Raw genomic sequence first — 24,478 nt, 5'->3', positions numbered from 1 at the left:
CGATGCCCGCAACCCCCGGAGGGCATGGCAGGCTTGGCCCATGGCCGCGCAGATCAACCCCAGCATCCTGTCCGCCGACTTCGCCCGTCTCGCCGACGAGGCGAAGGCGGTCGAAGGCGCCGACTGGCTCCATGTAGACGTGATGGACAACCATTTCGTCCCGAACCTCACGCTCGGTGTGCCGGTCGTAGAGTCCCTGGCCCGTGCGACGGAGACGCCGCTGGACTGTCATCTGATGATCGAGGCCCCTGATCGGTGGGCGCCCCAGTACGTGGAAGCGGGTGCCGGTTCCGTCACCTTCCATGTCGAGGCGGCCGCCGCACCGGTGCGGCTCGCCCGTGAGATCCGGGCCAAGGGCGCCCGGGCCTCCATGGCGCTCAGGCCCGCGACGCCGATCGAGCCGTACGAGGACCTGCTGCCCGAACTCGACATGGTGCTGATCATGACCGTCGAACCGGGCTTCGGTGGCCAGGCCTTTCTCGACATCATGCTCCCCAAGATCCGCCGGACCCGCGAGTTGATCAGCAAGCACGGCCTCGACCTGTGGCTCCAGGTCGACGGCGGCGTCGCCGCCTCCACCATCGAGCGCTGCGCCGAGGCGGGCGCCGACGTCTTCGTCGCCGGTTCCGCGGTGTACGGGGCGGAGGACCCGGCCGAGGCCGTACGCGCGCTGCGGGCGCGGGCGGACGCCGTGACGGCGACCGCCGGCTGGGCCTGCGCCCACTGACCGAATGGGGTACGACTGTGCGAACGCCGAGGCGAGCGGGGCACGTCGTGCGTCCAGAGAACCAAGGGAACGTGAACGGCGTTCCTTCAGGCTGATCGAAAACGTCGGATCTGCAAGGATGAACGGCGTATCCATGTGTGAAAGAGCAGTGAGGAGATGACCGTGTCGGGTATGTCGGCGGGCCGGTCAGCCATGCGGATGGGACCCGCTGAGCTGGTTCAGGCGGCGGCCATGGCACGCCGTTTCTACCTAGAGGGCAAGTCCAAGATCCAGATCGCCGAGGAGTTCGGCGTGAGCCGCTTCAAGGTGGCCCGGGTCCTGGAGACCGCCCTCGAACGGGATCTCGTACGCATCGAGATCCGTGTCCCCGCGGAACTGGACGCCGAGCGCTCCGACGCGCTGCGCGCCCGGTACGGGCTCCGGCACGCCGTGGTCGTGGAGTCCCCGGCCGACGCCGAGGAGTCGCCCGACCCGGAGAACCTCGGCGAGGTCGCGGCGGACCTGCTCGGCGAACTGGTCACCGAGGGCGACATCCTCGGCCTCGCCTGGGGCCGCTCCACCATCCACATGGCGGCGGCCCTCGACCGGCTGCCGCCCTGCACGGTGGTGCAGCTGACAGGGGTGTACGACGCCGGGACCGCCGAGCGCGGCTCGGTCGAGGCGGTACGGCGGGCCGCGCAGGTGTCGGGCGGCGACGCCCACCCCATCTACGCGCCCATGCTGCTGCCGGACGCGGCCACCGCCGCCGCGCTGCGCCACCAGACAGGGATCGCGCGGGCCTTCGAGTACTTCGACAAGGTCACGGTCGCCTGTGTCTCCATCGGCTCCTGGGAGGCGGGCATCTCCACGGTGCACGACATGCTCAGCGACGAGGAGCGCAGCCACTACGCCTCCCTCGGGGTCGCCGCCGAGATGTCCGCGCACCTCTTCGACGCCGACGGCCGCCGCGTCGGGCGGGACCTCGGCGAGCGGTGCATCACGGTCAAGGCCGACCAGCTCCGCCGTATCCCCGAGGTCGTGGCGATCGCGGGCGGGCAGCGCAAGGCGGCGGCGATCGACGCCGTGCTGCGGTCGGGGCTGGTGACCAGCCTCGTCACCGACACGTCCGCGGCGGACTATCTGCTGATGGCCGGTCAGACGCCCAGGCCGGCGCTCAACCGGGCGGACCCGGACGGATCCTGACGGGCCCTGACGGGGCGCTCCACGCGCCCCTCAGGGCACGGCCCGGCCGGCGACGGGCGACCGCGGCGACGGGTGACAGGTGACAGGTGACAGGTACGACACGTACAGGACGGTGTTGCGATGGGTGACGGCACACTCGCCGAAGCGCTGGCCGCGGGTGGCTGGGCGCACATCGGGCTCGATCTGACCGGCGTCACGGACAAGCCCGCCTTCATGGACCGCTGCACCCGCGCCTTCGACCTGCCCGACTACTTCGGCCGCAACTGGGACGCCCTCGCGGACTGCCTCACCGACCTGTCGTGGGCCCCGCCCGTACGCGGGCGGCTGGTCGAGGTCACCGGCTGGCAGGAGTACGCGGGGGCCGAGCCGAACGACTGGAGCATCGCGCGGGAGGTGTTCGCCGACGCCTCCGGCCGCAGCGCCCTCACCGGCGTCGAGCTGCGGATCGTGCTGGCGCTCGGAGGATCCTCCTAGGCGGCCCACCGCCCCTCTGGATGATCCGTCGGGGACGCTCATACCCGCCGACATGGGACAATGAGGTACGTGCTCTTCCCCCTGGCGGTCCTGTCAGGGGGTCACCTCTGATCGACCGGGATGTGCGGCACGTGCGTTTCCTCAATGACATCCAGCCCCCGTACGACCTGACGTACGACGACGTCTTCATGGTCCCGAGCCGTAGCGCCGTCGGATCGCGGCAGGGCGTGGACCTGTCCTCTCCCGACGGCACGGGCACCACCATCCCGCTGGTCGTCGCCAACATGACCGCCATCGCGGGCCGCCGGATGGCCGAGACGGTCGCCCGCCGCGGCGGTCTGGTGGTCATCCCCCAGGACATCCCGATCGAGGTCGTCACCGACGTCATCTCCTGGGTGAAGAGCCGGCACCTCGTCCTCGACACCCCGATCGTGCTCAACCCGCACCAGACGGTCGCCGACGCGCTGGCCCTGCTGCCGAAGCGCGCGCACAACGCGGGCGTCGTGGTCGACGAGGCGCTCCGGCCCGTCGGTGTCGTCACCGACGCGGACCTCAGCGGGGTCGACCGCTTCACCCAGCTCGAAGTCGTCATGTCCCGGGACCTGTTGCTCCTCGACGCCGACATCGACCCGCGTGAGGCCTTCAACCGCCTCGACACCGCCAACCGCCGGTACGCGCCCGCCGTCGACAAGGACGGCCGTCTCGCGGGCATCCTGACCCGCAGGGGCGCGCTCCGCGCCACGCTGTACAGCCCCGCGGTCGACGGGAACGGCAAGCTGCGGGTCGCCGCCGCCGTCGGCGTCAACGGCGACTTCGTGGGCAAGGCCAAGCAGCTGCTCGACGCGGGCGTCGACACGCTCGTCATCGACACCGCGCACGGCCACCAGGAGTCGATGATCACCGCGATCAGGCAGGTCCGCGACCTCGACCCCCACGTCCCCCTCGTGGCCGGCAACATCGTCGCCGCGGAGGGTGTGCGGGACCTGATCGAGGCCGGCGCGGACATCATCAAGGTCGGCGTCGGGCCGGGTGCCATGTGCACGACCCGCATGATGACCGGCGTCGGACGCCCGCAGTTCTCCGCGGTGCTGGAGTGCGCGGCCGAGGCGAAGAAGTACGGCAAGCACGTGTGGGCCGACGGGGGCGTACGGCACCCCCGCGATGTCGCCATGGCACTGGCGGCGGGCGCGTCCAACGTGATGATCGGGTCCTGGTTCGCCGGGACGTACGAGTCGCCGGGGGACCTTCAGCAGGACGCGAGCGGGCGGCTGTACAAGGAGTCGTTCGGGATGGCGTCGGCGCGGGCCGTCCGTAACCGTACGAGCGAGGAGTCGGCCTACGACCGGGCGCGCAAGGCGCTGTTCGAGGAGGGCATCTCCACGTCGCGGATGTACCTCGATCCGGCGCGGCCGGGGGTCGAGGACCTGATCGACTCGGTCATCGCCGGAGTGCGGTCGTCGTGCACGTACGCCGGGGCCGGGTCGCTGGAGGAGTTCGCGGAGCGGGCGGTCGTGGGGATCCAGAGCGCGGCGGGATATGCGGAGGGCAAGCCGTTGCACGCGAGCTGGAGTTAGGGCTTGGGCGGCGCCTGAGCGCGGGGCGGTCGGTTCGTTGGCGGATGCGGGTTCGTTGTGGCTTGTCGCGCTCACACGGCGGAGCCGCACATCCGATGCAGCCCCGCGCCCCTGACTCCGCCGGTGGCGCGCAATTGTTCCAAGTGGCCGTGCAACGAAGCGTCGCGCACCCGGGAGTAACGCAACGATCTTGCGTCGGCGCGCAAGGTTGCCGCATTACGCTCGTGAACCTCTGACCCATAGGGTCAGGCGCTGTACGTGGCGTGGCGGGGACCTCCTGCTCGGTGGCCCCCTGCTGTTCGGTGCTGTCGGTCCTCACCCCGCCCTGACCGGCAGCGATGAAGGAGCCACGCGTGCTCGACCAAGGCGCACCCCCGCAGCGAGAGAATCGGCCCGCCCCGCCCTCCGGAGGCGTCGGGGCGCGGCTGATGCGCCGCAAGCCCGTGGAACGCCTGGTCGCGGAGGGTGGCCAGGGCGAGGGAGGGGCGCTGCGGCGGTCCCTCGGACTGTGGCAGCTGACGATGATCAGCATCGGTGCCACGCTCGGCACCGGCATCTTCGTCGTCCTCGGCGAGGCCGTCCCCAAGGCCGGGCCCGCCGTCACCCTCTCCTTCGTGATCGCCGGTCTCACCGCGCTGTTCTCGGCCCTGTCGTACGCGGAACTGGCCGGCACCATCCCGGTCTCCGGCTCCTCGTACTCGTACGCGTACGCAACGATGGGCGAGCTGGTCGCCTGGGTGTGCGGCTGGTGTCTGGTGCTGGAGTACGGGGTGTCGGTGTCGGCGGTCGCCGTGGGGTGGGGTGAGTACCTCAACGAGCTGCTGGACGGGACCCTCGGCGTGACCATTCCGGCCGCGCTCTCCGCGCCGCCCGGCGACGGGGGCATCTTCAACCTGCCCGCGCTGATCGTGGTCCTGCTCGCGATGGCGTTCCTGCTGGGCGGCGCCCGGGAGTCCGCGCGGGCCAACACGGTCATGGTCGTGGTGAAGATCGCCGCCCTGCTGCTCTTCTGCCTCATCGGCCTCCAGGGCTTCCGGTCCGGCAACTACGAGAACTTCATGCCGCTCGGCATGGCCGGCGTCAGCGCGGCCGGGGCCACGCTCTTCTTCTCGTACATCGGCTTCGACGCCGCCTCCACCGCCGGTGAGGAGGCGAAGAACGCGCAGCGCGATCTGCCGCGCGCCATCATGCTGTCGCTGGTCATCGTCACCGCGCTGTACGTCCTGGTCGCCGCCGTCGCGATCGGGGCGCGGCCCTGGGAGGGGTTCGGCGAGTCCGAGGCCGCGCTCGCCGGGATCATGGAGGACGTCACCGGGGACGCGTTCTGGGGGACGCTGCTGGCGGCCGGGGCCGTCATCGCCATCGCCAGCGTGGTGCTGACGGTGCTGTACGGGCAGACCCGCATCCTGTTCGCCATGTCCCGCGACGGGCTCGTGCCCAAGGTGTTCTCACGGGTACACCCGAAGACGGGCACGCCGCGCGTCAACACCGTGATCGTCTCGCTGTTCTGCGGTGTGCTCGCCGCCGCGATCCCGCTGGGGCAGCTCGCGGACGCCACGAGCATCGGTACGCTCTTCGCGTTCGCGCTGGTCAATGTGGCCGTCGTGGTGCTGCGGCGGACCCGGCCGGAGATGCCGCGCACGTTCCGGGTGCCGTTGTCGCCGGTGCTGCCCGCGCTGGGATTCGCGTTCTGCGTCTGGATGATGGGCAGCCTCGACACCGTCACCTGGGTCGTCTTCGGGGTCTGGATGGCCGCCGGGCTCGTGTTCTACTTCAGTTACGGCTATCGCCGGTCCCGTCTCGCAGACCCTCTCCCGAACCCCGTCGCGACTCCAGAGAAGTGATCCACCCGCAGTGCTGAACGATCTCGACGAACGCATCGTGCACGCCCTCGCCGAGGACGCCCGCCGCTCCTATTCCGACATCGGCCAGCTCGTCGGGCTGTCCGCGCCCGCGGTCAAACGCCGGGTGGACCGGCTCCGGGCGACCGGCGCGATCACCGGGTTCACGGTGCGGGTGGATCCCGCCGCGCTCGGGTGGGAGACCGAGGGGTTCGTCGAGATCTACTGCCGGCGGAACACCTCTCCGGAGACGATCCAGCGGGGGCTGGAGCGGTACCAGGAGGTGGTGGCGGCGTCGACCGTCACCGGGGAGGCCGACGCGGTGGTTCAGGTGTTCGCCTCTGATATGCGGCACTTCGAGCGGGTGTTGGAGCGGATCGCGGGGGAGCCGTTCGTCGAGCGGACGAAGTCCGTGCTCGTTCTCTCGCCTCTGCTGCGGCGGTTTTCTTCCGGGTCGCCCGCCTGAGAGCTCGGGGGGTTCCGTTCGTCGGCGGGTGCGGGTTCGTCGTGGCTTGTCGCGCAGTTCCCCGCGCCCCTTGAACGGCCGCGGGGTCTCGAGTCACTCCGCGGTCTTTCTCGCCAGGGCGTTGTTGCCGATCGAGTTGTGGACGCTGAAGGTGACCGCGTCCGGGCGGTAGCGGTCGTCGGACCATTCCACCGGGCGGCCCTCGCGGGTGGTGGTGACGCGGCGGACGCGCAGGAGGGGGCTGGTCCGGCGTACGGCCAGCAGTTCGGCGTCGCGGGCGCCGGCGCCCACGGCGTCGATGACATGCTCGCCGTAGGCGAAGACCAGACCGGTGTCGTCGAGCAGACGCTGGGTGACGGACGGGCAGTCCGCCTCGATGGGCTCGACGGCCGGGGAGATCCAGTCGGCGTAGACCGTGCGCTCCAGCAGGACCGGCTGTCCGTCGAGACCGCGCAGCCGGAGCACGTGCAGTACCCGGGCGCCTGCGTCGAGTTGGAGACGGACCCGGTCCTCGGCGGTCGCGGTCCGGTACTCCTGGGTGATCATCCGGCCCGTCGCCTCGCGGCCCATCGCGCGCGCCCACTGGGCGAAACTGCGCAGCTCCTCGAAGCTCTGGCTGCGGCGGCCGGCCAGGACCACCCGGCGGGCGCCCTGGCGTGAGCCGATGAGTCCCTCGGCGGTCAGGGTCGCCACCGCCTGCCGTACGGTGCCGCGCGAGACGCCGTAGCGGGCCGCGAGTTCGGTCTCCGGGGGCAGCAGGCTGCCCACCGTGTAGTCCTCACGGTCGATCGCGCGCCGCAGCGCCTCGGCGATCTCCTCGTGTCGCGCCGCCATGGCCCCTCCGTCCGTCCCGCACTCCGACTGTCTACAGCGTGACCAGCCTAACCAGCCGGGGAAGGGGCCGCCGCATCCTGGGGACGGCCTTTGATTGCACAGGGAATCGTGCACGAGTGTTTCGCCGGAGTTTACGTGCGTGATATGAAGCGCGGACCTAATGAGGCCAACTTGTTCGGACAAGTGCTCCACCCAGATCGTCCCTGCGCGTACCCCTGGAGAGCCAGTGACCCCCTTCCTGCCGAGAACCGCCGTTCTCGGCGGCGGCCTCGCCGTCGCCGCCGCACTCACCCTCGGCGCCTGTGGCGCCGCCCCCGAGACCTCGACCACCACCACCGGCAAGAGCGCGGCCACCGCGACCTCGGCCAAGGACTTCGGCGGGATGGACGCCCTCGTCACGGCGGCCAAGAAGGAGGGCAAGCTCAACGCGATCGCCCTGCCCCGCGACTGGGCCAACTACGGAGCCCTGATCGACGGGTTCCAGAAGAAGTACGGGATCAAGATCGAGGTCGAGAACCCGGACGGGGCCAGCCAGGACGAGATCAACGCCGTCACCTCCCGCAAGGGCCAGGACCGGGCGCCCGACGTGCTCGACCTCGGCAGCTCCTTCGCCATCAGCGCCGCCCAGCAGGGCCTGCTCGCGCCGTACAAGGTGGCCGCGTTCGGCGACATCCCCGAGGGCCAGAAGGACCCGAAGGGCCAGTGGTACAACGACTACGGCGGCTACATATCCATCGGCTGCGACGCCAAGCGGGTCAAGGAGTGCCCGGAGACCTTCGCCGACCTGCTGAAGCCGAAGTACAAGGGGCAGGTCGCGCTCAACGGCAACCCCACCAAGTCCGGTTCGGCCTTCGGCGGGGTGTGGGCGGCGTCGCTGGCGAGCGGCGGCTCCTTCGACGACATCCAGCCCGGCCTCGACTTCTTCGCCAAGCTGAAGAAGAACGGCAACTACACGCCCGTCGAGTCCACCCCGGCCACCGTCGAGAAGGGCGAGACGCCCATCAGCATCGACTGGGACTACCTCAACGCCGGGTACGCCGACGAGTTCAAGTCCAAGGGCGTCGACTGGAAGGTCGTCGTCCCCGAGGACGGCAAGTTCTCGCAGTACTACTCCCAGGCCATCAACAAGGACGCGCCCCATCCGGCCGCCGCCCGCCTCTGGCAGGAGTACCTCTACAGCGCCGAGGGACAGAACCTGTGGCTCGCCGGGTACGCCCGACCGGCCCTGATGCCCGCCATGGAGAAGGCCGGCACGCTGGACGCGACGGCCGCGGCCAAGCTGCCGAAGGTGTCCGGCACCCCCGAGTTCCCGACCGAGGACCAGCAGACCAAGGCCAAGGACGTGCTCGGCCAGGGCTGGGCCAAGGCGGTCTCCGGGTGACCGCCGTCGTCACCGAGGCCGACCCACGACCGGTGGCCGCCGCTTCCCCGAAGCGGCGGCCCCGCCCCGGCGGCTGGCTCGCCGTGCTCCCGCTGCTGGCCTTCGTGGCGGTCGCCTTCGGACTGCCCGCCGTCGCCATGCTGAACGGCGCCTTCACCGTCAAGGACCCGGCCACCGGCGCCACCTCGTACACCACGGCGAACATGACCGCCTCCGTGCAGGGGGCCTACCTCACCGCCCTCCTCGGCAGTGTGAAGCTGTCCGCCGTCTCGGCCGGGCTCGCGGCCCTCCTGGGGCTGCCGCTCGCCCAGGCCGTGGTGACCTCCCGCTTCCCGGCGCTGCGCGAGGCCGTCCTCACCGCGTCCGGGGTGCTCGCCAACTTCGGCGGCGTCCCGCTCGCCTTCGCGTTCGTCGCCACCCTCGGCAACGCGGGCGTCCTCACCCGGCAGTTCGGGCTGACCGACAAGGGCTGGGACCTCTACAGCTTCTGGGGACTGGTCATCGTCTATCTGTACTTCCTGATCCCGCTGATGGTCCTCACCATCACCCCCGCCCTCGACGGACTGCGCGTCCAGTGGCGGGAGGCAGCCCGGAACAACGGCGCCACCGGCCTCCAGTACTGGGTGCATGTCGCCCTGCCCGTGCTCGCCCCCTCGCTGCTCGGCGGGCTCGTCCTGCTCTTCGGCAGCGCCTTCGCCGCGTACGCCACCGCCGCGGCCATGGTCGGCAGCTCGATCCCGCTGGTCACCCTGCAGATCGCCGACGCCATCTCCGGCAACGTCCTCGTCGGCCAGGAGAACGTGGCGCTCGCCCTCAGCCTCGACATGGTCCTGATCGCCGGACTGGTCATGGCCGTCTACCTGCCCCTGCAACGACGGAGTGCGCGATGGCTGGCCTGAACGCGGTACGCCCGGCCCCGCGCCGGACGGCTCTCTGGCGCCCGCTCGTCCTCGTCTGCGCCGGGCTGTACTTCCTCGTCCCGCTCGCCGCCTCCGTGATCTTCACCGTCGATGTGCCGGGGGAGGGGATCACCTTCGCCGCCTACGGGCAGATCCTCGGCACCGACGGGTTCACCACCAGTCTGCTGCTCTCGCTGGAGCTGGCCGCCGCCACCATCGCCGTCGTGCTGCTGCTGATGGTGCCCGCCATGGTCGCCCTGCGGCTCGGCGCGCCCCGGCTGCGGCCCGTCGTCGAGGTGGTGTGCTCCCTGCCGCTGGTGGTGCCGCCGATCGCGTTCGTCGCCGGGCTCGGGACCGTGCTGAAGTGGGGGCCCGAACACCTCTCCCGGACCCCGCTGTTCCAGACCTTCGTGGCGGTCCAGAACCCCGACTTCCCCGTGGTGCTCGTCCTCGCCTACGTCGTGATGGCGCTGCCCTTCGTGTACCGGGCGCTGGACGCGGGGCTGCGCGCCATGGACGTACGCACCCTCGTCGAGGCCGCCCGCAGCTGCGGGGCGAGTTGGCCGCAGGCGCTGGTGCGGGCCGTGCTGCCCAATCTGCGCGGGGCGCTGCTCAACTCCGCGTTCCTCACCCTGGCGCTGGTGCTGGGCGAGTTCACCGTGGCCCAGCTGCTCGGCTTCCGGCCGTTCGCCGTGTGGATCGTCAACGTCAGCGGCTCACAGGCCCAGCTCTCCGTCGCCGTCTCGGTGCTCAGCCTGCTCGTCACCTGGGCCATGCTCCTCGCGCTCGCCTCCTTCGGCGGCCGTACCCGAACCGCTTCCGCCTCCCGGGGATGAACCATGACCGTGCTTGAGAATCCCGCGAAAACCGCCACCGACACCGCCGCGACCGTCGAATTCCGGGGTCTGCGCCGGGAGTTCGGTACGACCGTCGCCCTCGACGGACTCGACCTCACCGTCCGGCCCGGAGAACTGCTCGCCCTGCTCGGCCCGTCCGGCTGCGGCAAGACCACCGCGCTGCGGATGCTCGCCGGCTTCGAACACCCCGACTCCGGCGAGGTGCTGGTCGACGGGGCCGATGTCACCCGCGTCCCGGCCCACCGCCGCGACGCCGGGATGGTCTTCCAGTCGTACAGCCTCTTCCCGCACCTCAGCGCCCTCGACAACGTGGCCTTCGGGCTGCGGATGCGCAAGGTGCGCACGGTCGAACGGCGGTCCCGGGCCGCCGAGTTGCTCGACCTGGTGGGCCTCGCCGACAAGGGTCCCCAGTACCCCCATCAGCTCTCCGGCGGCCAGCAGCAGCGCGTCGCCCTCGCCCGCGCGCTCGCCCTGCGCCCCCGGGTCCTGCTGCTCGACGAACCCCTCTCGGCCCTGGACGCCAAGGTACGGCTCACCCTCCGCGAGGAGATCCGCCGGCTCCAGCGGGAGCTCGGCATCACCACCCTCTTCGTCACGCATGACCAGGAGGAGGCGCTGTCCATGGCCGACCGGGTCGCCGTGATGCGCGCCGGACGGCTCGAACAGTGCGCGACACCCGTCGAGTTGTACGGCCGCCCGGCCACCGCCTTCGTCGCCGAGTTCGTCGGCACGATGAGCCGGATCCCGGGACGGCTGGACGGCACCACGGTCGAGGTGCTGGGCCGGCGGCTGCCCGTGGACGGGCCGGCGCCCACCGCCGCCGAGGTGGACGTGCTGGTGCGGCCGGAGGCGGTCGAGGTACGGGCGGACGCCACCGGTCAGGCCCGGCTGGTCGCCACCGCGTTCCTGGGCGCCGCCACCCGCCTCACCGTACGGCTCGCCGACGGCACCGAGGTCAAGGCCGACCTGCCCACGCACGAGGCGGCGACGCTCGGCGCGGGAGCGGCGGTGACCGTGAGCCTCCCGGAACGGCCCGTGCTGGTCGCCGAGCGCGCCCCCCGCTGACCGTCCGCCCCCGTTCGCCCGGCTCCCACCGCCGGGCGGCACCCGACATCCCCGCACCCCCCACGGAAAGGGAAACCCGTGTCCCGACCCCCGCTCCAGGCCGCCCTGTTCGACATGGACGGCACGCTCGTCGACACCGAGCGGCTCTGGTGGGAGGCGGTGGACGAGGTGGCCGCCGGCCTCGGGCACGCGCTGACCGAGGCCGACCAGCCGGACGTCCTGGGCCGCCCGGTCGAGCACACCGCAGCCTGGCTCGCCGCCGTCACGGACGCCTCCGACGAGACCCTGGCCGCCGCACTGCACCGGGAGTTCGCCGACCGGGTCCGCACCGGGATCGTGCCCCGGCCCGGCGCGCTGGAGCTGCTGCGGGCGCTGGCCCGCGAGGGCGTCCCCACCGCCCTGGTCACCGCGTCCCCCCGCGCCGTCGCCGACACCGTCCTCGACGTCCTCGGCCGCGACCTGTTCGCCGTCTCCGTCACCGCCGACGACACCGAGCACACCAAGCCCGCCCCCGACCCCTACCTCGCCGCCTGCCGGGCCCTCGGCGTCGACCCCGCCGCCTGTGTGGCCGTCGAGGACACCCGGACCGGTGTCACCTCCGCCGAGGCGGCGGGCTGCGCGGTGCTGGCCGTGCCCTCGCTCGCGCCCATCGACGAGGCCCCGGGCCGGACCGTACGGGAGAGCCTGGAGGACGTGACCCCGGCGAGCCTGCGCCGCCTGGTCGCCGGCGAGGGACCCGCCCCCGACGGGGCGCCGCTGCGGGTGATGACCTGGAACCTCTGGCACGGCGGCACCAAGGTCCGCGACCACCGGGCCAAGCAGCTCAAGGTCATCACCGAGACCGGCGTCGACGTGGTCGGCCTCCAGGAGACGTACGGCACCGCCGCCCAGGAACTCGCCGACGCCCTCGGCTGGTACCACCACCGGGCCGGCGACAACCTCGGCATCATCAGCCGCCACCCGATCACGGCCCGCCTCGGCGACCCGGACGTCGGGTTCTACGGCGCGGCGGGCGTACGGATCCGGACGGACTCCGGCGGTGAGGTGGACATCTGGACCGTCCACCTGGACTACACGCCGTACGGGCCCTACGAGGCCGCCTTCGACGGGCTGCCCGCCGCCGAGCTGATCGCCCACGAGGAGGTGCGGCTCGCCCAGCTGCGGGACTGCCTGCGCCGGATCGACGGCAGCGTGCCCGCCGTGCCGGTCGTGCTCGTCGGCGATTTCAACAGCCCCTCGCACCTCGACCGGCCGGACGTCGACTGGCCGGTGACCAGGGCCGCCGAGGCGAGCGGCCTGCGCGACTCCTACCGCGAGGCCCACCCCGACCCGGTGCGGGAGCCCGGTCACACCTGGTCGCCGGTCCACGCCGAACACGAGGACGGCAGCGGCCGGCCCGAGCCGCAGGACCGCATCGACTTCGTCCTGCACCGGGGCCTCGCGGTCCTCGACTCCCGGACCTGTGTCAGCGGCACGCCCCGCCCCTGGCCGGAGGTGGAGGACAACGACTGGCCGTCCGACCACGCCGCGGTGATCACCACGTTCGCGCCGGTACCGGCCCACGTCCGGGACTGATCCCCGTATTCCGCTGGGCCGGACGGGTTGCCCCGGCTAGCATCGGTGCCATGACCTGGCGACATTGATCCACCAGCCGTGCCGCCCGAGGACCGCCTCGGACGTCGTGTCCCCGACGTCCGATCCGCCCCCTCGGGAAGGCCTCATGACTCTCTCACCCGCGCGCGTGCCCGGTGTCCGGACCAGTGGTGTCCGACGGCTCACGGCCACGCTGTACGGTTACGCGTTCCTCGACGACTTCGTCCTGCTCTACCCGGTGTACGCGCTGCTGTTCAGCGACACCGGACTGTCCATCTGGCAGATCTCCTCGCTGTTCGCCCTGTGGTCGATCACCGGGATCGTGCTGGAGGTGCCCTCCGGTGCCTGGGCCGACACCGTCTCCCGGCGGCTGCTGCTGTGGGTGGGGCCGCTGCTCACCGCCGCCGGCTTCGCCCTGTGGGTGATCGTCCCGTCGTACTGGGCGTTCGCCCTCGGTTTCGTGCTCTGGGGCGTGCGCGGCGCACTCGGCTCCGGGGCGCTGGAGGCGCTGGTCTACGACGAGCTGGACCGGCTCGGCGCGGCCGACCGGTACGCCCGGATCAACGGCCGGGCCCAGGCGGTCGGCATGGTCGCCGTGATGGCGGCGATGGGGCTGGCGGGGCCGGTCCTCGACCTCGGCGGCTATCCGGCCGTGGGCGCGGCCAGCGTGCTCGTCTGTGTGCTGACCTCGCTGGTCGCCGTCCGCTTCCCCGAGCACCGCGAGCCCGTGGCCCCGGGCGAGGACGCGGCGGCCTCCACCCTCGCCACGCTGCGCGCCGGGCTCGCCGAGGTGCGCCGGGACCGGTCGATCCGGGGCGCGATGCTGCTCGTCCCCGCCGTGGGCGCCGTGTGGGGCGCGCTCGACGAGTACACGCCGCTGCTGGCCCGGGACACCGGGGTGGCTGAGCGGACGGTGCCGTATCTGCTGCTGCTGATCTGGGTGGGGCCGGCGATCGGCAGCCTGCTGACCGGGGCGGCGGAGCGGTTGCGCGCCGCCGGGCTGGGGGTGGTGCTGGCGGGGTCGGCGTGCGCGCTGGCCGTGGGGGCGCTGATGGGGACGCCGGCCGGGATCGGGCTCGTCGCCGTCGCCTTCGGTGGCTTCCAGCTGGTCAATGTGCTCGCCGACGCGCGGTTGCAGGACCGGATCGAGGGGGCCCGGCGGGCGACGCTCACGTCCGTGGCGAGCATGGGGACCGAGACGGCGACCGTCGCCGTGTTCGCCCTGTACGCCACGATCGGGGCGTCCTTCGCGCACGGGGTCGTGTTCGCCGTGTTCGCCGTGCCGTATCTGGTGACGGCGGCGGTGCTGGTGGTGCGGAGGGGCGCGGATGACACCCTTCGCCCGGCGCGCAACGAATCGTCGTGCGGGCCCGGCCGCACGCAATGAATCGTTCGTCGGTGCGCAATGGCGGCCGCTTGTCCGGGTCGGCGCGACGACCGTACCGTTCATGTGGCCCCCGAACCCCCTTTGTCCCGGTGAGGATCACGCATGCGTACCGCCCTGCTCCAGAGCTCCGGTCTGCCCGGCTCGGTCGTCGGGAACCTCAAGGTGCTCGACGAGGCGGCGGCGCGGGCCGCGGCGGCCGGAGCCGGGCTGCTGGTGGCGCCGGAGATGTTCCTGACCGGGTACGCGATCGGCGACGACATCGCGCGGATCGCCGAGGCGGCCGACGGGGACTCGGCCGACGCGGTCGCCGAGATCGCCGGGCGGCACGGGGTCGCGATCGCCTACGGGTACCCCGAGCGCGACGGTGCCGCGGTCTTCAACTCGGCGCAGCTCGTCTCCGCCGAGGGCGTCCGGCTGGCGAACTACCGCAAGACCCATCTCTTCGGCTGCTTCGAACGCGACCACTTCACCCCCGGCGAGCGGTCCGTCGTCCAGGCCGAACTGGGCGGGCTCCGCGTCGGCCTCCTGATCTGCTACGACGTGGAGTTCCCGGAGAACGTCCGCGCCCACGCCCTCGCCGGCACCGACCTGCTCCTCGTGCCGACGGCCCAGATGCATCCGTTCCAGTTCGTCGCCGAGTCGATGATCCCGGTGCGGGCCTTCGAGAACCAGATGTACGTCGCCTACGTCAACCGGACCGGCCACGAGGGGGAGTTCGAGTTCGTCGGACTGTCCACGCTGGCCGGGCCCGACGGCGTCGCCCGCACCCGCGCCGGACGCGACGAGGAACTCGTCCTCGCCGAGGTCGACCCCGCCTTCCTCGCCGCCTCACGCGAGACGAACCCGTACCTCCAGGACCGGCGCCCCGGCCTCTACCGGTCCCTCGTCTGAACCTCCCTCCCCCTCAGCTTTCGCAAGGAGTCCGTACCCCATGACGTCCACCGTGCCCAACGCCATCGAGCACGCAGACGAGCAGCAGCCGCCGATCACCATGTTCGGTCCGGACTTCCCGTACGCGTACGACGACTTCCTCGCCCACCCGGCGGGCCTCGGCCAGATACCGGCGACCGAGCACGGCACCGAGGTCGCGGTGATCGGCGGCGGTCTGTCCGGCATCGTGGCGGCGTACGAGCTGATGAAGATGGGGCTCAAGCCGGTCGTGTACGAGGCCGACCGGATCGGCGGGCGGCTGCGGACCGTCGGGTTCGAGGGGTGCGATCCGGCGCTCACCGCCGAGATGGGGGCGATGCGGTTCCCGCCGTCCTCCACCGCGCTCCAGCACTACATCGACCTGGCGGGCCTGGAGACCAGGCCCTTCCCGAACCCCCTCGCCGAGACGACGCCCTCGACCGTCGTCGACCTCAAGGGCGAGTCCCACTACGCCGAGACGATCGACGACCTGCCGCAGGTCTACCGGGACGTCGCCGCCGCCTGGAACGCCTGTCTCGAAGAGGGCGCCGACTTCTCCGACATGAACCGGGCCCTGCGCGAGCGGGACGTGCCCCGCATCCGGGAGATCTGGGCGAAGCTCGTCGAGCGGCTCGACAACCAGACCTTCTACGGCTTCCTGTGTGACTCCGAGGCCTTCAAGTCCTTCCGGCACCGCGAGATCTTCGGGCAGGTCGGCTTCGGCACGGGCGGCTGGGACACCGACTTCCCCAATTCCATCCTGGAGATCCTGCGGGTCGTCTACACCGAGGCCGACGACCACCACCGCGGCATCGTCGGCGGCAGCCAGCAGCTCCCGCTGCGGCTGTGGGAGCGCGAGCCGGAGAAGATCGTGCACTGGCCGTACGGGACCTCCCTGAAGTCCCTGCACGCCCTGGGCGAGCCCCGGCCCGCCGTGACCCGGCTGCACCGGACCGCCGGCAACCGGATCACCGTGACGGACGCCGCCGGTGACATCCGTACGTACCAGGCGGCGGTCTTCACCGCCCAGTCCTGGATGCTGCTGTCGAAGATCGCCTGCGACGACTCGCTCTTCCCGATCGACCACTGGACCGCCATCGAGCGCACCCACTACATGGAGTCCAGCAAGCTCTTCGTCCCCGTCGACCGGCCGTTCTGGCTCGACAAGGCCGTCGACGACAAGGGAGACCCGACCGGGCGGGACGTGATGTCGATGACGCTCACCGACCGGATGACGCGCGGGACGTACCTCCTCGACGACGGCCCGGACAAGCCGGCCGTCATCTGCCTCTCCTACACCTGGTGCGACGACAGCCTCAAGTGGCTGCCGCTGTCCGCGAACGAGCGGATGGAGGTCATGCTGAAGTCGCTCGGCGAGATCTACCCCAAGGTCGACATCCGCAGCCACATCATCGGCAGCCCGGTGACCGTCTCCTGGGAGAACGAGCCCTACTTCATGGGCGCGTTCAAGGCCAACCTGCCCGGCCACTACCGCTACCAGCGCCGCCTGTTCACCCACTTCATGCAGGACCGGCTGCCCGAGGACAAGCGGGGCATCTTCCTCGCCGGCGACGACATCTCCTGGACGGCGGGCTGGGCCGAGGGCGCGATCCAGACCGCGCTCAACGCGGTCTGGGGCGTCATGCACCACTTCGGCGGCGCCACGGACGCGACCAACCCCGGCCCCGGGGACGTCTACGACGAGATCGCGCCCGTCGAACTCCCGGAGGACTAGGGCGAGTTGAAGTCGCCTACACTCCGGCCGCCCGTGCCGCGGCGTACACCTCGGCGGCCACGTCCTTGAGTTCGCCGGCGTCCCGCAGGCCGTACTGCAGGTCGAGGAAGATCTCGTCGAGGCCGATCGCGGCATGGGAGGCGAGATCCTCGGCGAGCTGCTCCGCGTTGCCCTGGAAGGGGTGGCGGTCGGTGCCCTCGTAGGGCTTGGTCTGGTACTGGACGTTGACCCGCAGCACCGAGCGCAGCGGTCCGATACGGCGGCGCTCGGCGGCCAGAGCGCGCAACTGACGCCACTGGGCGGCCAGTTCGTCGACGCCCAGCCCGACCGGCAGCCAGCCGTCGGCGTGGTCGACGAGCCGCCGCCGGGCGCGCGCGGTGGACCCCGACAGCAGGATGGGGATCGGCCGGCGGGGCTTGGGGCCGACCACGGCGGACGTGATCTTCGTGATCCTGCCGTCGTACGACACCGGGTCCGGGCCCCAGACCGCGCGGCAGACCCCGATCAGCTCCTCCAGCACCTGGCCGCGCTCCTCGAAGGGCCGGACGGCCGCCGCCGCGTACTCGTCGAGGGACCAGCCGGTGCCGAGGCCCGCGACCACCCGGCCGCCGCTCGCCGCGTCCAACGAGGCGAGCGACTTGGCGAGTTGGAACGGCACGTGCAGCGGGGCGATCAGGCTGGTGCCCAGCCGGGCCCGCTCGGTGACCGCCGCGGCCAGGGTGAGCGTGACGAGCGGCTCGGCCACATGCCGGTAGTGGTCCGGCCAGGGCAGCCCCTCCAGGCCGTACAGACCCTGCGACGGTGGTTCCGGGAACAGGGCCCGTTCGAAGACCCACAGGCTGTCGTAGCCGATGTCCTCGGCCGCCCGCGCCACGTCGGGCACGTCCTTTCCGATGTCGTACTGCCGCATCTGGGGAAGGGCGAGCCCGAGCCGTAACGCCATGCCGTGTGCTCCTCTGCGAGGGATCTTCTCAAGTCGAACGTAATACGTTCACACGGGAGTACGGCAGGCGGCTCGGCCGGAGAGGGGCGGCCGGGCGGAGGCGTCACTCGGGCAGGGGCGTCAGCAGCATGCGGCCCGTCAGCCCCACCGCCGCGTCCAGATGGCGGGCGAACTCCTCGGCGAGAGCGGGCAGTCCGCGCAGCGCCCACAGCGCGCGGGCGGAGGACCACGTGGCCTCACGGGCGCGCTCCAGGCTCCACGCGCTGAGCAGATGCGTCAGCGGATCGGCGATCTGGAGGAGATCGGGACCCGGCATCAACTCCTCGCGGATACGTTCCTCCAGCGACACGAGGACATCGCCCACATGCTCGAACTCGTCCTCCAGATCGGCCGGTTCGCAGCCGAGCGTACGACAGGTGTCCACGACGGCCAGCGCGAGATCGTGCCCGATGTGCGCATTGATGCCGCAGAGGGCGAACTGCAGCGGCCGTACCCCGGGATGGCGCCGGAACTGCAGCAGGGGCCGCCAGCAGGCGGGCGCGCCACCGCCCTCGGCGACCCGCAGATACCGCTCGGCGAAGAGCACGTCCAGGGTGATCGCGGCCTCGGCGTCCGGGAAGTGACCGGCGTCCAGCCGCCGGTCGATGTCCTCCGTGACGGTCAGATAGACACGGTTGAAGACGGCGATCCCGTCCCCGTCCGGCAGGAGCGCGTCGATGGCGCGCATACGGGAGACGACCGTGTCCACTGACTCGGTGGACGAGTCCACAGAATTGGTGAAATGTTCCAACTGCGCCATAGGGGGCAGGGTCCCAGTCCTACGCTGATGCCGGTGCCGCCGTGCCCGACGCGTCCCCGGAACGGGGTAACGCGGGACCGGCGGGAGGGGACCGGGAAGCCGAAGGAGCGCGGCCCGGGGAGCAGAGGGGGAGCACCACGTGTCAGGCTTACGCGCCCAGCGTCTGGCCGCACGCCGGGCCGAGCGCAGGCGGGCGGCGAGGCGCGGCGCCCTGCTGGCGGCGGCATCGGTCGTGGCCGTCGTCGGAACCGTCACCGGGATGGTGGCCGCGATGGGCGGCGAGCGAGGCGCCGCGGACGAGGCCCGTCCGTTGACCAGCCGCTCGACGGGACTCCCGTCGGACCCGTCGGACCGGGGCGGGCCCACCGGGCCCACGCCGGGCTCGCCCTCGCCGTCGGCCGTCCCGCCCTCCCGGTCGGAGGTGTTCGAACCCTCCAGGACGGCCGGGGTACGGCCCTCGGCGGAGCGGACCGAACGGCGGACGGCGCCGGGGACCGGGCCCGGGGCCGAGCCCGGTGAGCTGTACCGCCACCCGGAATCGCAGGTCCTCGACTGGGTCCGGGACCACCCGGACGACCCGCGCGGCACCGCCATCGAGACGGGGATCGCGGACCGGCCGGCCGCCGTCTGGTTCACCGACCCCAACCCGGCCACCACCACCTCCCGGGTCGCGGCGGTCGCCTCCGGGGGCGCGGCGCGGGACCAGGTGCCCGTCCTCGTGGCGTACGCGATCCCCGACCGCGACTGCGGAGGGGCCTCGCAGGGCGGGGCGCCGAGCCTCACCGCCTACGACACCTGGATCGACGCGTTCGCCGCCGGGCTCGGCTCGGACGACGTCATCGTGATCCTGGAGCCGGACGCGATCGCCCAGTCGGACTGCCTCTCCGCCGACGCCCGAGCCGACCGCTTCGCCTCGCTCGCCCGCGCGGGCCGCGTCATCAAGGCGGCCAACCGCGACGCCCGCGTCTACTACGACGCCGGGCACTCGGAATGGAACACCCCCGCCGAGCAGGCCGCTCTCCTCCGCCGCGCGGGCGCCGCCTCGCCGGACGGCTCCGACGGCGTCTTCAGCAATGTCTCCAACTTCAACCGCACCGAGGCCGAGGTCGCCTACGACCGCCGGGTCCTCGACGCGCTCGGCGGCCCCGCGGGTCTCGGCGCCGTCATCGACACCAGCCGCAACGGCAACGGAGCCCCGGCCGACGGCGAGTGGTGCGACCCCGCCGGCCGCGGCCTCGGCCGCCCACCGACCCTCGGCACCGGAGAGTCCCGCATCGACGCCTACCTGTGGGTGAAACTGCCGGGCGAGTCCGACGGGTGCCGGGGGAGCGCGGGGGCCTTCTCACCGGGGTACGCGTACGAGCTGGCGCGGGGGTGAGCCGGCCGGGCGACGAGGAGCGGCCCGGCCGTGTCAGGGCTTCGGGTCGTCAGGGCTTCGGGTCCGGAACGGGCAGGTCCGTCCGGGTCACCCGCGGGCGGTCCCGGTCGCTGGTGCGCAGCACGCCCGCGAAGGCGACCAGACCGCACGCCAGCACGGTCACCAGGCCGAACGACACCACCAGGCTGGTCAGCTGGGCCAGACCGCCGATCGCGCTCGGCGCCACCAGCCCGGAGGTGTACGTGATGGTCGCGACGCCCGCGATGGCCAGACTGGGGTTCGGCCCGCTGCGGCCGGCGGCGGCGAAGCAGAGCGGTACGACGACCGCGATACCGAGGCCCATCAGCGCGAACCCGGCCATCGCGACCGCCGGCTGCTCCGCGACGACGATGAGGACCCCGCCGAGCGCGGCCAGGACCCCGCTCGCCCGCACGGTACGGACCGAGCCGAAGCGGTTCACCACCGCGTCGCCCGCGAGCCGGGCCACCGCCATGGTCAGCATGAAGCCGGTGGTGCACGCCGCCGCCAGCCCGGCCGACGTCTCCAACTGGTCCCGCAGATAGACCGCCGACCAGTCCAGTGCCGCCCCCTCCGCGAACACCGCGCAGAACCCGACCGCGCCGATCAGCAGCGCCGACTTCGGCGGCAGTGCGAACCGGGGCGGCGGCTCCTCGTCCTCGGTGGGCCGCAGATCCAGCACCCACTGGCAGGAGACGAGGCCGAGGGCGGTGAGCACGGCCGCCGCGAGCGCGTGGTGCAGCCGGGCGTCCGAGCCCAGATGGGCGGCGAGGGTGCCGGCCGCCGAGCCGACGAGGGCGCCCGCGCTCCACATGCCGTGCAGACCGGACATGATCGACTTGCCGAGGCGGCTCTCGACCTCCACGCCGAGCGCGTTCATGGCGACGTCCGCCATACCGGCCGAGGCGCCGTAGACGAACAGGGCGAAGCAGAGCGTCCAGAGGTTCGGCGCCAGCGACGGAAGGATCAGCGCGAGCGTCCACATCGACAGCAGCCCGCGCAGCGCGGCACGGGCCCCGAAACGGTGGCTGATCCGGCCCGCGAGCGGCATGGCCAGGGACGCGCCGATCGCCGGGAACGCCAGAGCCAGGCCCAGCTGACCCGCGCTGACCCCGGAGTGGTCCGCGATCCACGGCACGCGGGTCGCGAACGAGCCGGTGACGGCGCCGTGCACGGCGAACACGGCCGCCACGGCGTACCGTGCCCGCCTCACCTCGCGCTGCTCGTAGACCACCGCACTCATTCTCCGCCTCCCTGATGTCGGGCCCCGAGGGGGTCTCGGATTCCCGGTTCCCCGAGGGGCTCGGCCCACCCCGCCCCCGTCACGACGCCGTAAACTATCAGGAACCCTGCCTGATAGAAAGAGAGCCTGAGCCCGAGGCCCCACGCCCGTACGGCGGCGCCGATCTGGAAGGATCCCGGCATGCCCGCATCACCCAGCACCGCCCGAGCCATCAACGACCGGCTCGCCCTGCGGCTGCTGCAGCAGGAAGGACCGCTGACGGCCGGGCAGTTGAAGCGGCTCACGGGTCTGTCCCGGCCGACGGTCGCCGACCTCGTGGAGCGCCTCACGGCCGCCGGGCTGATCGAGGTCGTGGGGGAGTCCGGGGAACAGCGGCGCGGGCCCAACGCCCGCCTCCACGGCATCGTCGCGGACCGCGCGCACCTCGCCGCGCTCGATGTGCGCACCGAGGGCGTCACGGTCGTCGTCGCCGACCTGGTCGGTACGGAGCTGGCGAGGGCGTCCGTCCCGATCGCGGACGACACCGGCACCGGCCCCGCGGTCGAGCAGGCGGTCACCCTGGTGGAGCGGGCCGCGAAGGAGGCGGGCGCCGACCGGCTGCACACGGTGGCGATCGGCGCGCCCGGCCTGATCGACCCGGCCACGGGTGAACTCCGGAACTCCAGTGGCCTCCCCGAGTGGCACCGCCGCCTGGCGGCCGCGCTCGGCGAACGGCTCGGCGCCCGCGTCCTCGTCGAGAACGAGACCAACCTGGCCGCCCTTGCCGAACAGCGGGACGGCGCCGCCCGCGACCGCGACACCTTCGTCCTCCTCTGGCTCGGCCTCGGCACCGGCGCCGCCGTCGTCCTCGACGGTCACCTCCGCCGGGGCGCCTCCGGCGGTACCGGCGAGATCGGCTTCCTCCCGGTCCCGGGCACGCCCACGGTCCCCTCGGCCACCGACTGCGAGGGCGGCTTCCACTCCCTCGCCGGCGCGGCGGCGGTGACCGCCCTGGCCACCGCCCACGGCATCACGGCCGAGGCCACCCCGAGCGAACCGCACGCGGCGACGCTGGTACGAGCGGCGGCGGCCGGGCTGCCGACCGCCGCCTCAGCCGCGTCGACGGCCGCCCCGGGCGTGACACCGGCGGACGGATCCCACGCCTCGGCGGCGCCCGAGGCCCGCTTCCTCGACGCCCTCGCCGACCGTGTGGCCGTGGGCGCCGCCTCGGTCGTGGCCGTACTGGACCCCGGTCGCGTGGTGCTCGGGGGTGAGGTCGGGCAGGCCGGTGGCGAGGAGTTCGCCGTCCGGGTGGGGGCGCGGCTGGCGGCCATGTCGCCGCTGCCCACCGAGGTCCGGGCCAGTGGCCTGGGCGGAGCCGCCGTACTGCGCGGCGCGCTGCTCATGGCCAGGGACGCGGCACAGGACGAGCTGTTCGCACCGCCCGCGCGCTAAGGGGTCACCCTTTCCCCTTCTCCCGCACCTCCCCGAACCGCTCCCCCACGTACTCCCCGAACGTCCCCCTCCCCACGGCCCGCCCCGGAGCGAGATGGTGCCCGGCCCTGAAGGCCTGGTACGCCCTGCCGAACAGGGGGACGTTCAGCAGGGGACGGCGGCGGCCGGTGGCGGCCAGGTAGGCGCGGGCCAGCTGGGGGAGGGTGAGGACCTCGGGGCCGCCGAGGTCCTCGACGCGGCCGGCGGGGGCGCCCGAGGCCAGCTCCGCCAGCCGCGCCGCGACCTCGGTGACGGCGACGGGCTGATCGCTCACCCCGGCGGGAAGCATCATGACCGGCGGCTTGGCGAGGGTCTGGAAGAGCAGCACGAGGAGGTCGTGGAACTGGGTCGCGCGCAGGATCGTCCACCCCAGCCCCGACCCCTCGACCAGCCGCTCGACGGCCAGCTTGGACCGGTAGTAGCCGTACGGCACCCGGTCCACCCCGACGATCGAGATGTAGACCAGGTGCCGCACCCCGGCCCGCCGCGCCGCCGCGATCAGATGTGCCGCGGCCCGCTCGTCGTCACCCCGGTGCTGCGACGTCGCACAGTGCACGATCGTGTCGACCCCCGCCACGGCCGTGTCCAGCCCGCTCCCGCCCGCGACGAGATCGACGGCGTACGGCTGGGTGCGCCGGCTGAGCACCCGCACCTCGTGCCCGGCGGCCCGCAGCCGCTCGGTGAGGGGCCGGCCGAGGACGCCGGTGCCACCGGTCACCAGGATCGTGCTCATGCTGTCCCGCCCTTCGTACACCCCGACGCTCCCGGCCGGAGTCGCCCTACGGCCGCCGGCGCGCCCGTCCGGTCACGCGTCGGTCAGCTGCCGTCCCGCGAACTCCAGCTTGTCCGGATTCAGCACGGCCCGCACGTCCGTGACGACACCGCCCCGGAACGCGAAGGACACGGTGAACGCGAGCGTGTCCCCGGACCGGGCGAGCAGCGCGGGGGAGCCGTTGACCTCGGCCAGGGAGAAGTCCAGGCCGTCCGCCCACTTCCCCCAGCCCCCGACCAGCAGCCGCAGCACCTTCTCGCGTCCCTCGACGGGCCGCACCGCCGCGCTGACCTTGCCACCGCCGTCGGACCACCAGACCACGTCCTCGGCGAGGATCTTCTCCAGTCCGGCCATGTCCCCCTCCTGGGCCGCCGCGAGGAAGGACTCCACCAGCCCCGACCGCCGCTCCGGCGTCGGCTCGAACCGGGCCTCGGGCACCTCCAGCCGGGCCGTCGCCCGCCGGTGCAGCTGACGGCAGTTGGCCTCGGTCAGATCCAGGACGCCCGAGATCTCCCGGTAGCTGTACGCGAAGGCCTCCCGCAGCACGTACACGGCCCGCTCGGTCGGGGTGAGCCGCTCCAGCAGCACCAGGAGCGCCAGGGAGACCGCGTCGCGCTGCTCGGCCGACTCCAGCGGGCCGAGGGTGCCGTCGCCGGTGAGGACCGGCTCCGGCAGCCAGGTCCCCGTGTACCGCTCCCGGCGGGCCCGAGCGGAGGTCAGCCGGGTCAGACAGAGATTGGTGACGGCCTTCGCGAGCCAGGCCGCGGGCTGCTCGATGACCGTACGGTCCGCGCCGCTGAAGCGCAGATACACGTCCTGTACGGCGTCCTCGGCGTCGGCGGCGGAGCCCAGCATGCGGTAGGCCAGGCCGAACAGGCGGGGTCGGTGTGCTTCGAACTCGTCGGCGGTGGTGGTGGTCGTCACGCCT

At 72.4% G+C, this 24,478-nt stretch carries 22 protein-coding genes; 16 read left to right on the top strand and 6 right to left on the bottom strand.

The genetic code is table 11. The features are described from left to right. Nucleotides 1–40 precede the first annotated feature (40 nt). The 6 genes from rpe to J8M51_RS12110 all read left to right on the top strand — a co-directional run bounded on the left by rpe (nt 41) and on the right by J8M51_RS12110 (nt 6,264). Nucleotides 41–727, top strand: a complete 687-nt coding sequence (gene rpe, locus J8M51_RS12135) for a ribulose-phosphate 3-epimerase (RefSeq protein ID WP_086760399.1) — start codon at nt 41–43, stop codon at nt 725–727. 156 nt (nt 728–883) lie between these two features. Then, entirely contained in the window at nt 884–1,909 is a 1,026-nt protein-coding gene (locus J8M51_RS12130; RefSeq protein ID WP_086760397.1) for a sugar-binding transcriptional regulator, read from the top strand. A gap of 120 nt (nt 1,910–2,029) precedes the next feature. Then, nucleotides 2,030–2,383 carry a barstar family protein gene (locus J8M51_RS12125; protein ID WP_086760396.1) on the top strand — a complete coding sequence of 118 codons (354 nt, stop codon included), beginning with the start codon at nt 2,030–2,032 and terminating at the stop codon, nt 2,381–2,383. A 131-nt stretch (nt 2,384–2,514) separates the two neighbouring features. After that, complete coding sequence (locus tag J8M51_RS12120) at nt 2,515–3,957, top strand: GuaB1 family IMP dehydrogenase-related protein (protein ID WP_179203320.1); 1,443 nt, start codon at nt 2,515–2,517, stop codon at nt 3,955–3,957. A 353-nt stretch (nt 3,958–4,310) separates the two neighbouring features. Continuing rightward, a complete protein-coding gene (locus J8M51_RS12115; RefSeq protein ID WP_086760392.1) occupies nt 4,311–5,801 on the top strand; it encodes an amino acid permease in 1,491 nt (496 codons plus the stop codon). Nucleotides 5,802–5,811: 10 nt separating this feature from the next. Continuing rightward, nucleotides 5,812–6,264, top strand: a complete 453-nt coding sequence (locus J8M51_RS12110) for an Lrp/AsnC family transcriptional regulator (protein ID WP_045557267.1) — start codon at nt 5,812–5,814, stop codon at nt 6,262–6,264. A 93-nt stretch (nt 6,265–6,357) separates the two neighbouring features. On the opposite strand, the gene J8M51_RS12105 is transcribed toward J8M51_RS12110, so the two are convergent. After that, complete coding sequence (locus J8M51_RS12105; protein WP_086760389.1) at nt 6,358–7,098, bottom strand: GntR family transcriptional regulator; 741 nt, start codon at nt 7,096–7,098, stop codon at nt 6,358–6,360. A gap of 226 nt (nt 7,099–7,324) precedes the next feature. On the opposite strand from J8M51_RS12105, the gene J8M51_RS12100 reads away from it, so the two are divergent. The 8 genes from J8M51_RS12100 to J8M51_RS12065 all read left to right on the top strand — a co-directional run bounded on the left by J8M51_RS12100 (nt 7,325) and on the right by J8M51_RS12065 (nt 16,924). Then, nucleotides 7,325–8,479 carry an ABC transporter substrate-binding protein gene (locus J8M51_RS12100; protein WP_216587636.1) on the top strand — a complete coding sequence of 385 codons (1,155 nt, stop codon included), beginning with the start codon at nt 7,325–7,327 and terminating at the stop codon, nt 8,477–8,479. Further along, nucleotides 8,476–9,378 (top strand): ABC transporter permease, encoded by a 903-nt coding sequence (locus J8M51_RS12095; protein ID WP_086760821.1) that lies wholly within the window; start codon nt 8,476–8,478, stop codon nt 9,376–9,378. The genes J8M51_RS12100 and J8M51_RS12095 overlap by 4 nt, the downstream gene beginning before the upstream one ends. Next, on the top strand, nt 9,366–10,214 hold the full coding sequence (locus J8M51_RS12090) for an ABC transporter permease (RefSeq protein ID WP_086760819.1): 849 nt from the start codon (nt 9,366–9,368) through the stop codon (nt 10,212–10,214). Before J8M51_RS12095 ends, J8M51_RS12090 begins: the two co-directional genes overlap by 13 nt. 3 nt (nt 10,215–10,217) lie before the next feature. After that, a complete protein-coding gene (locus tag J8M51_RS12085) occupies nt 10,218–11,300 on the top strand; it encodes an ABC transporter ATP-binding protein (protein WP_086760817.1) in 1,083 nt (360 codons plus the stop codon). Between the two features lie 78 nt (nt 11,301–11,378). After that, complete coding sequence (locus J8M51_RS12080; RefSeq protein WP_086760815.1) at nt 11,379–12,875, top strand: HAD-IA family hydrolase; 1,497 nt, start codon at nt 11,379–11,381, stop codon at nt 12,873–12,875. 145 nt (nt 12,876–13,020) lie between these two features. Beyond that, nucleotides 13,021–14,280, top strand: coding sequence for an MFS transporter (locus J8M51_RS12075; RefSeq protein ID WP_216587632.1), 1,260 nt, complete (start codon nt 13,021–13,023; stop codon nt 14,278–14,280). 102 nt (nt 14,281–14,382) lie between these two features. Further along, on the top strand, nt 14,383–15,171 hold the full coding sequence (locus J8M51_RS12070; RefSeq protein ID WP_086753224.1) for a carbon-nitrogen hydrolase family protein: 789 nt from the start codon (nt 14,383–14,385) through the stop codon (nt 15,169–15,171). Between the two features lie 40 nt (nt 15,172–15,211). After that, nucleotides 15,212–16,924: a flavin monoamine oxidase family protein gene (locus J8M51_RS12065; RefSeq protein ID WP_086753226.1), complete on the top strand. Its 1,713-nt coding sequence runs from the start codon at nt 15,212–15,214 to the stop codon at nt 16,922–16,924. A gap of 16 nt (nt 16,925–16,940) precedes the next feature. Here the strand turns inward: J8M51_RS12065 and J8M51_RS12060 are convergent, their stop codons facing one another. After that, entirely contained in the window at nt 16,941–17,867 is a 927-nt protein-coding gene (locus J8M51_RS12060) for an LLM class F420-dependent oxidoreductase (RefSeq protein WP_086753228.1), read from the bottom strand. A gap of 103 nt (nt 17,868–17,970) precedes the next feature. Beyond that, on the bottom strand, nt 17,971–18,666 hold the full coding sequence (locus J8M51_RS12055; protein ID WP_086753230.1) for a DUF5995 family protein: 696 nt from the start codon (nt 18,664–18,666) through the stop codon (nt 17,971–17,973). Between the two features lie 139 nt (nt 18,667–18,805). On the opposite strand from J8M51_RS12055, the gene J8M51_RS12050 reads away from it, so the two are divergent. Further along, complete coding sequence (locus J8M51_RS12050) at nt 18,806–20,044, top strand: glycoside hydrolase family 6 protein (protein WP_398855937.1); 1,239 nt, start codon at nt 18,806–18,808, stop codon at nt 20,042–20,044. A 49-nt stretch (nt 20,045–20,093) separates the two neighbouring features. Here the strand turns inward: J8M51_RS12050 and J8M51_RS12045 are convergent, their stop codons facing one another. Next, nucleotides 20,094–21,305, bottom strand: a complete 1,212-nt coding sequence (locus J8M51_RS12045; RefSeq protein WP_086753232.1) for an MFS transporter — start codon at nt 21,303–21,305, stop codon at nt 20,094–20,096. A gap of 180 nt (nt 21,306–21,485) precedes the next feature. Between J8M51_RS12045 and J8M51_RS12040 the strand changes: the two genes are divergently transcribed. Then, nucleotides 21,486–22,739 carry an ROK family transcriptional regulator gene (locus tag J8M51_RS12040; protein WP_267299157.1) on the top strand — a complete coding sequence of 418 codons (1,254 nt, stop codon included), beginning with the start codon at nt 21,486–21,488 and terminating at the stop codon, nt 22,737–22,739. A 4-nt stretch (nt 22,740–22,743) separates the two neighbouring features. On the opposite strand, the gene J8M51_RS12035 is transcribed toward J8M51_RS12040, so the two are convergent. Both J8M51_RS12035 and J8M51_RS12030 read right to left on the bottom strand, forming a co-directional pair. Continuing rightward, nucleotides 22,744–23,511 (bottom strand): SDR family oxidoreductase, encoded by a 768-nt coding sequence (locus tag J8M51_RS12035; RefSeq protein WP_267299156.1) that lies wholly within the window; start codon nt 23,509–23,511, stop codon nt 22,744–22,746. A gap of 72 nt (nt 23,512–23,583) precedes the next feature. Beyond that, complete coding sequence (locus J8M51_RS12030) at nt 23,584–24,474, bottom strand: RNA polymerase sigma-70 factor (protein WP_086760065.1); 891 nt, start codon at nt 24,472–24,474, stop codon at nt 23,584–23,586. Nucleotides 24,475–24,478: the final 4 nt, after the last annotated feature.

It is taken from the genome of Streptomyces griseiscabiei (genome assembly GCF_020010925.1).
Lineage (GTDB): Bacteria > Actinomycetota > Actinomycetes > Streptomycetales > Streptomycetaceae > Streptomyces > Streptomyces griseiscabiei.
This window is presented reverse-complemented; position numbering and strand designations above follow the sequence as displayed.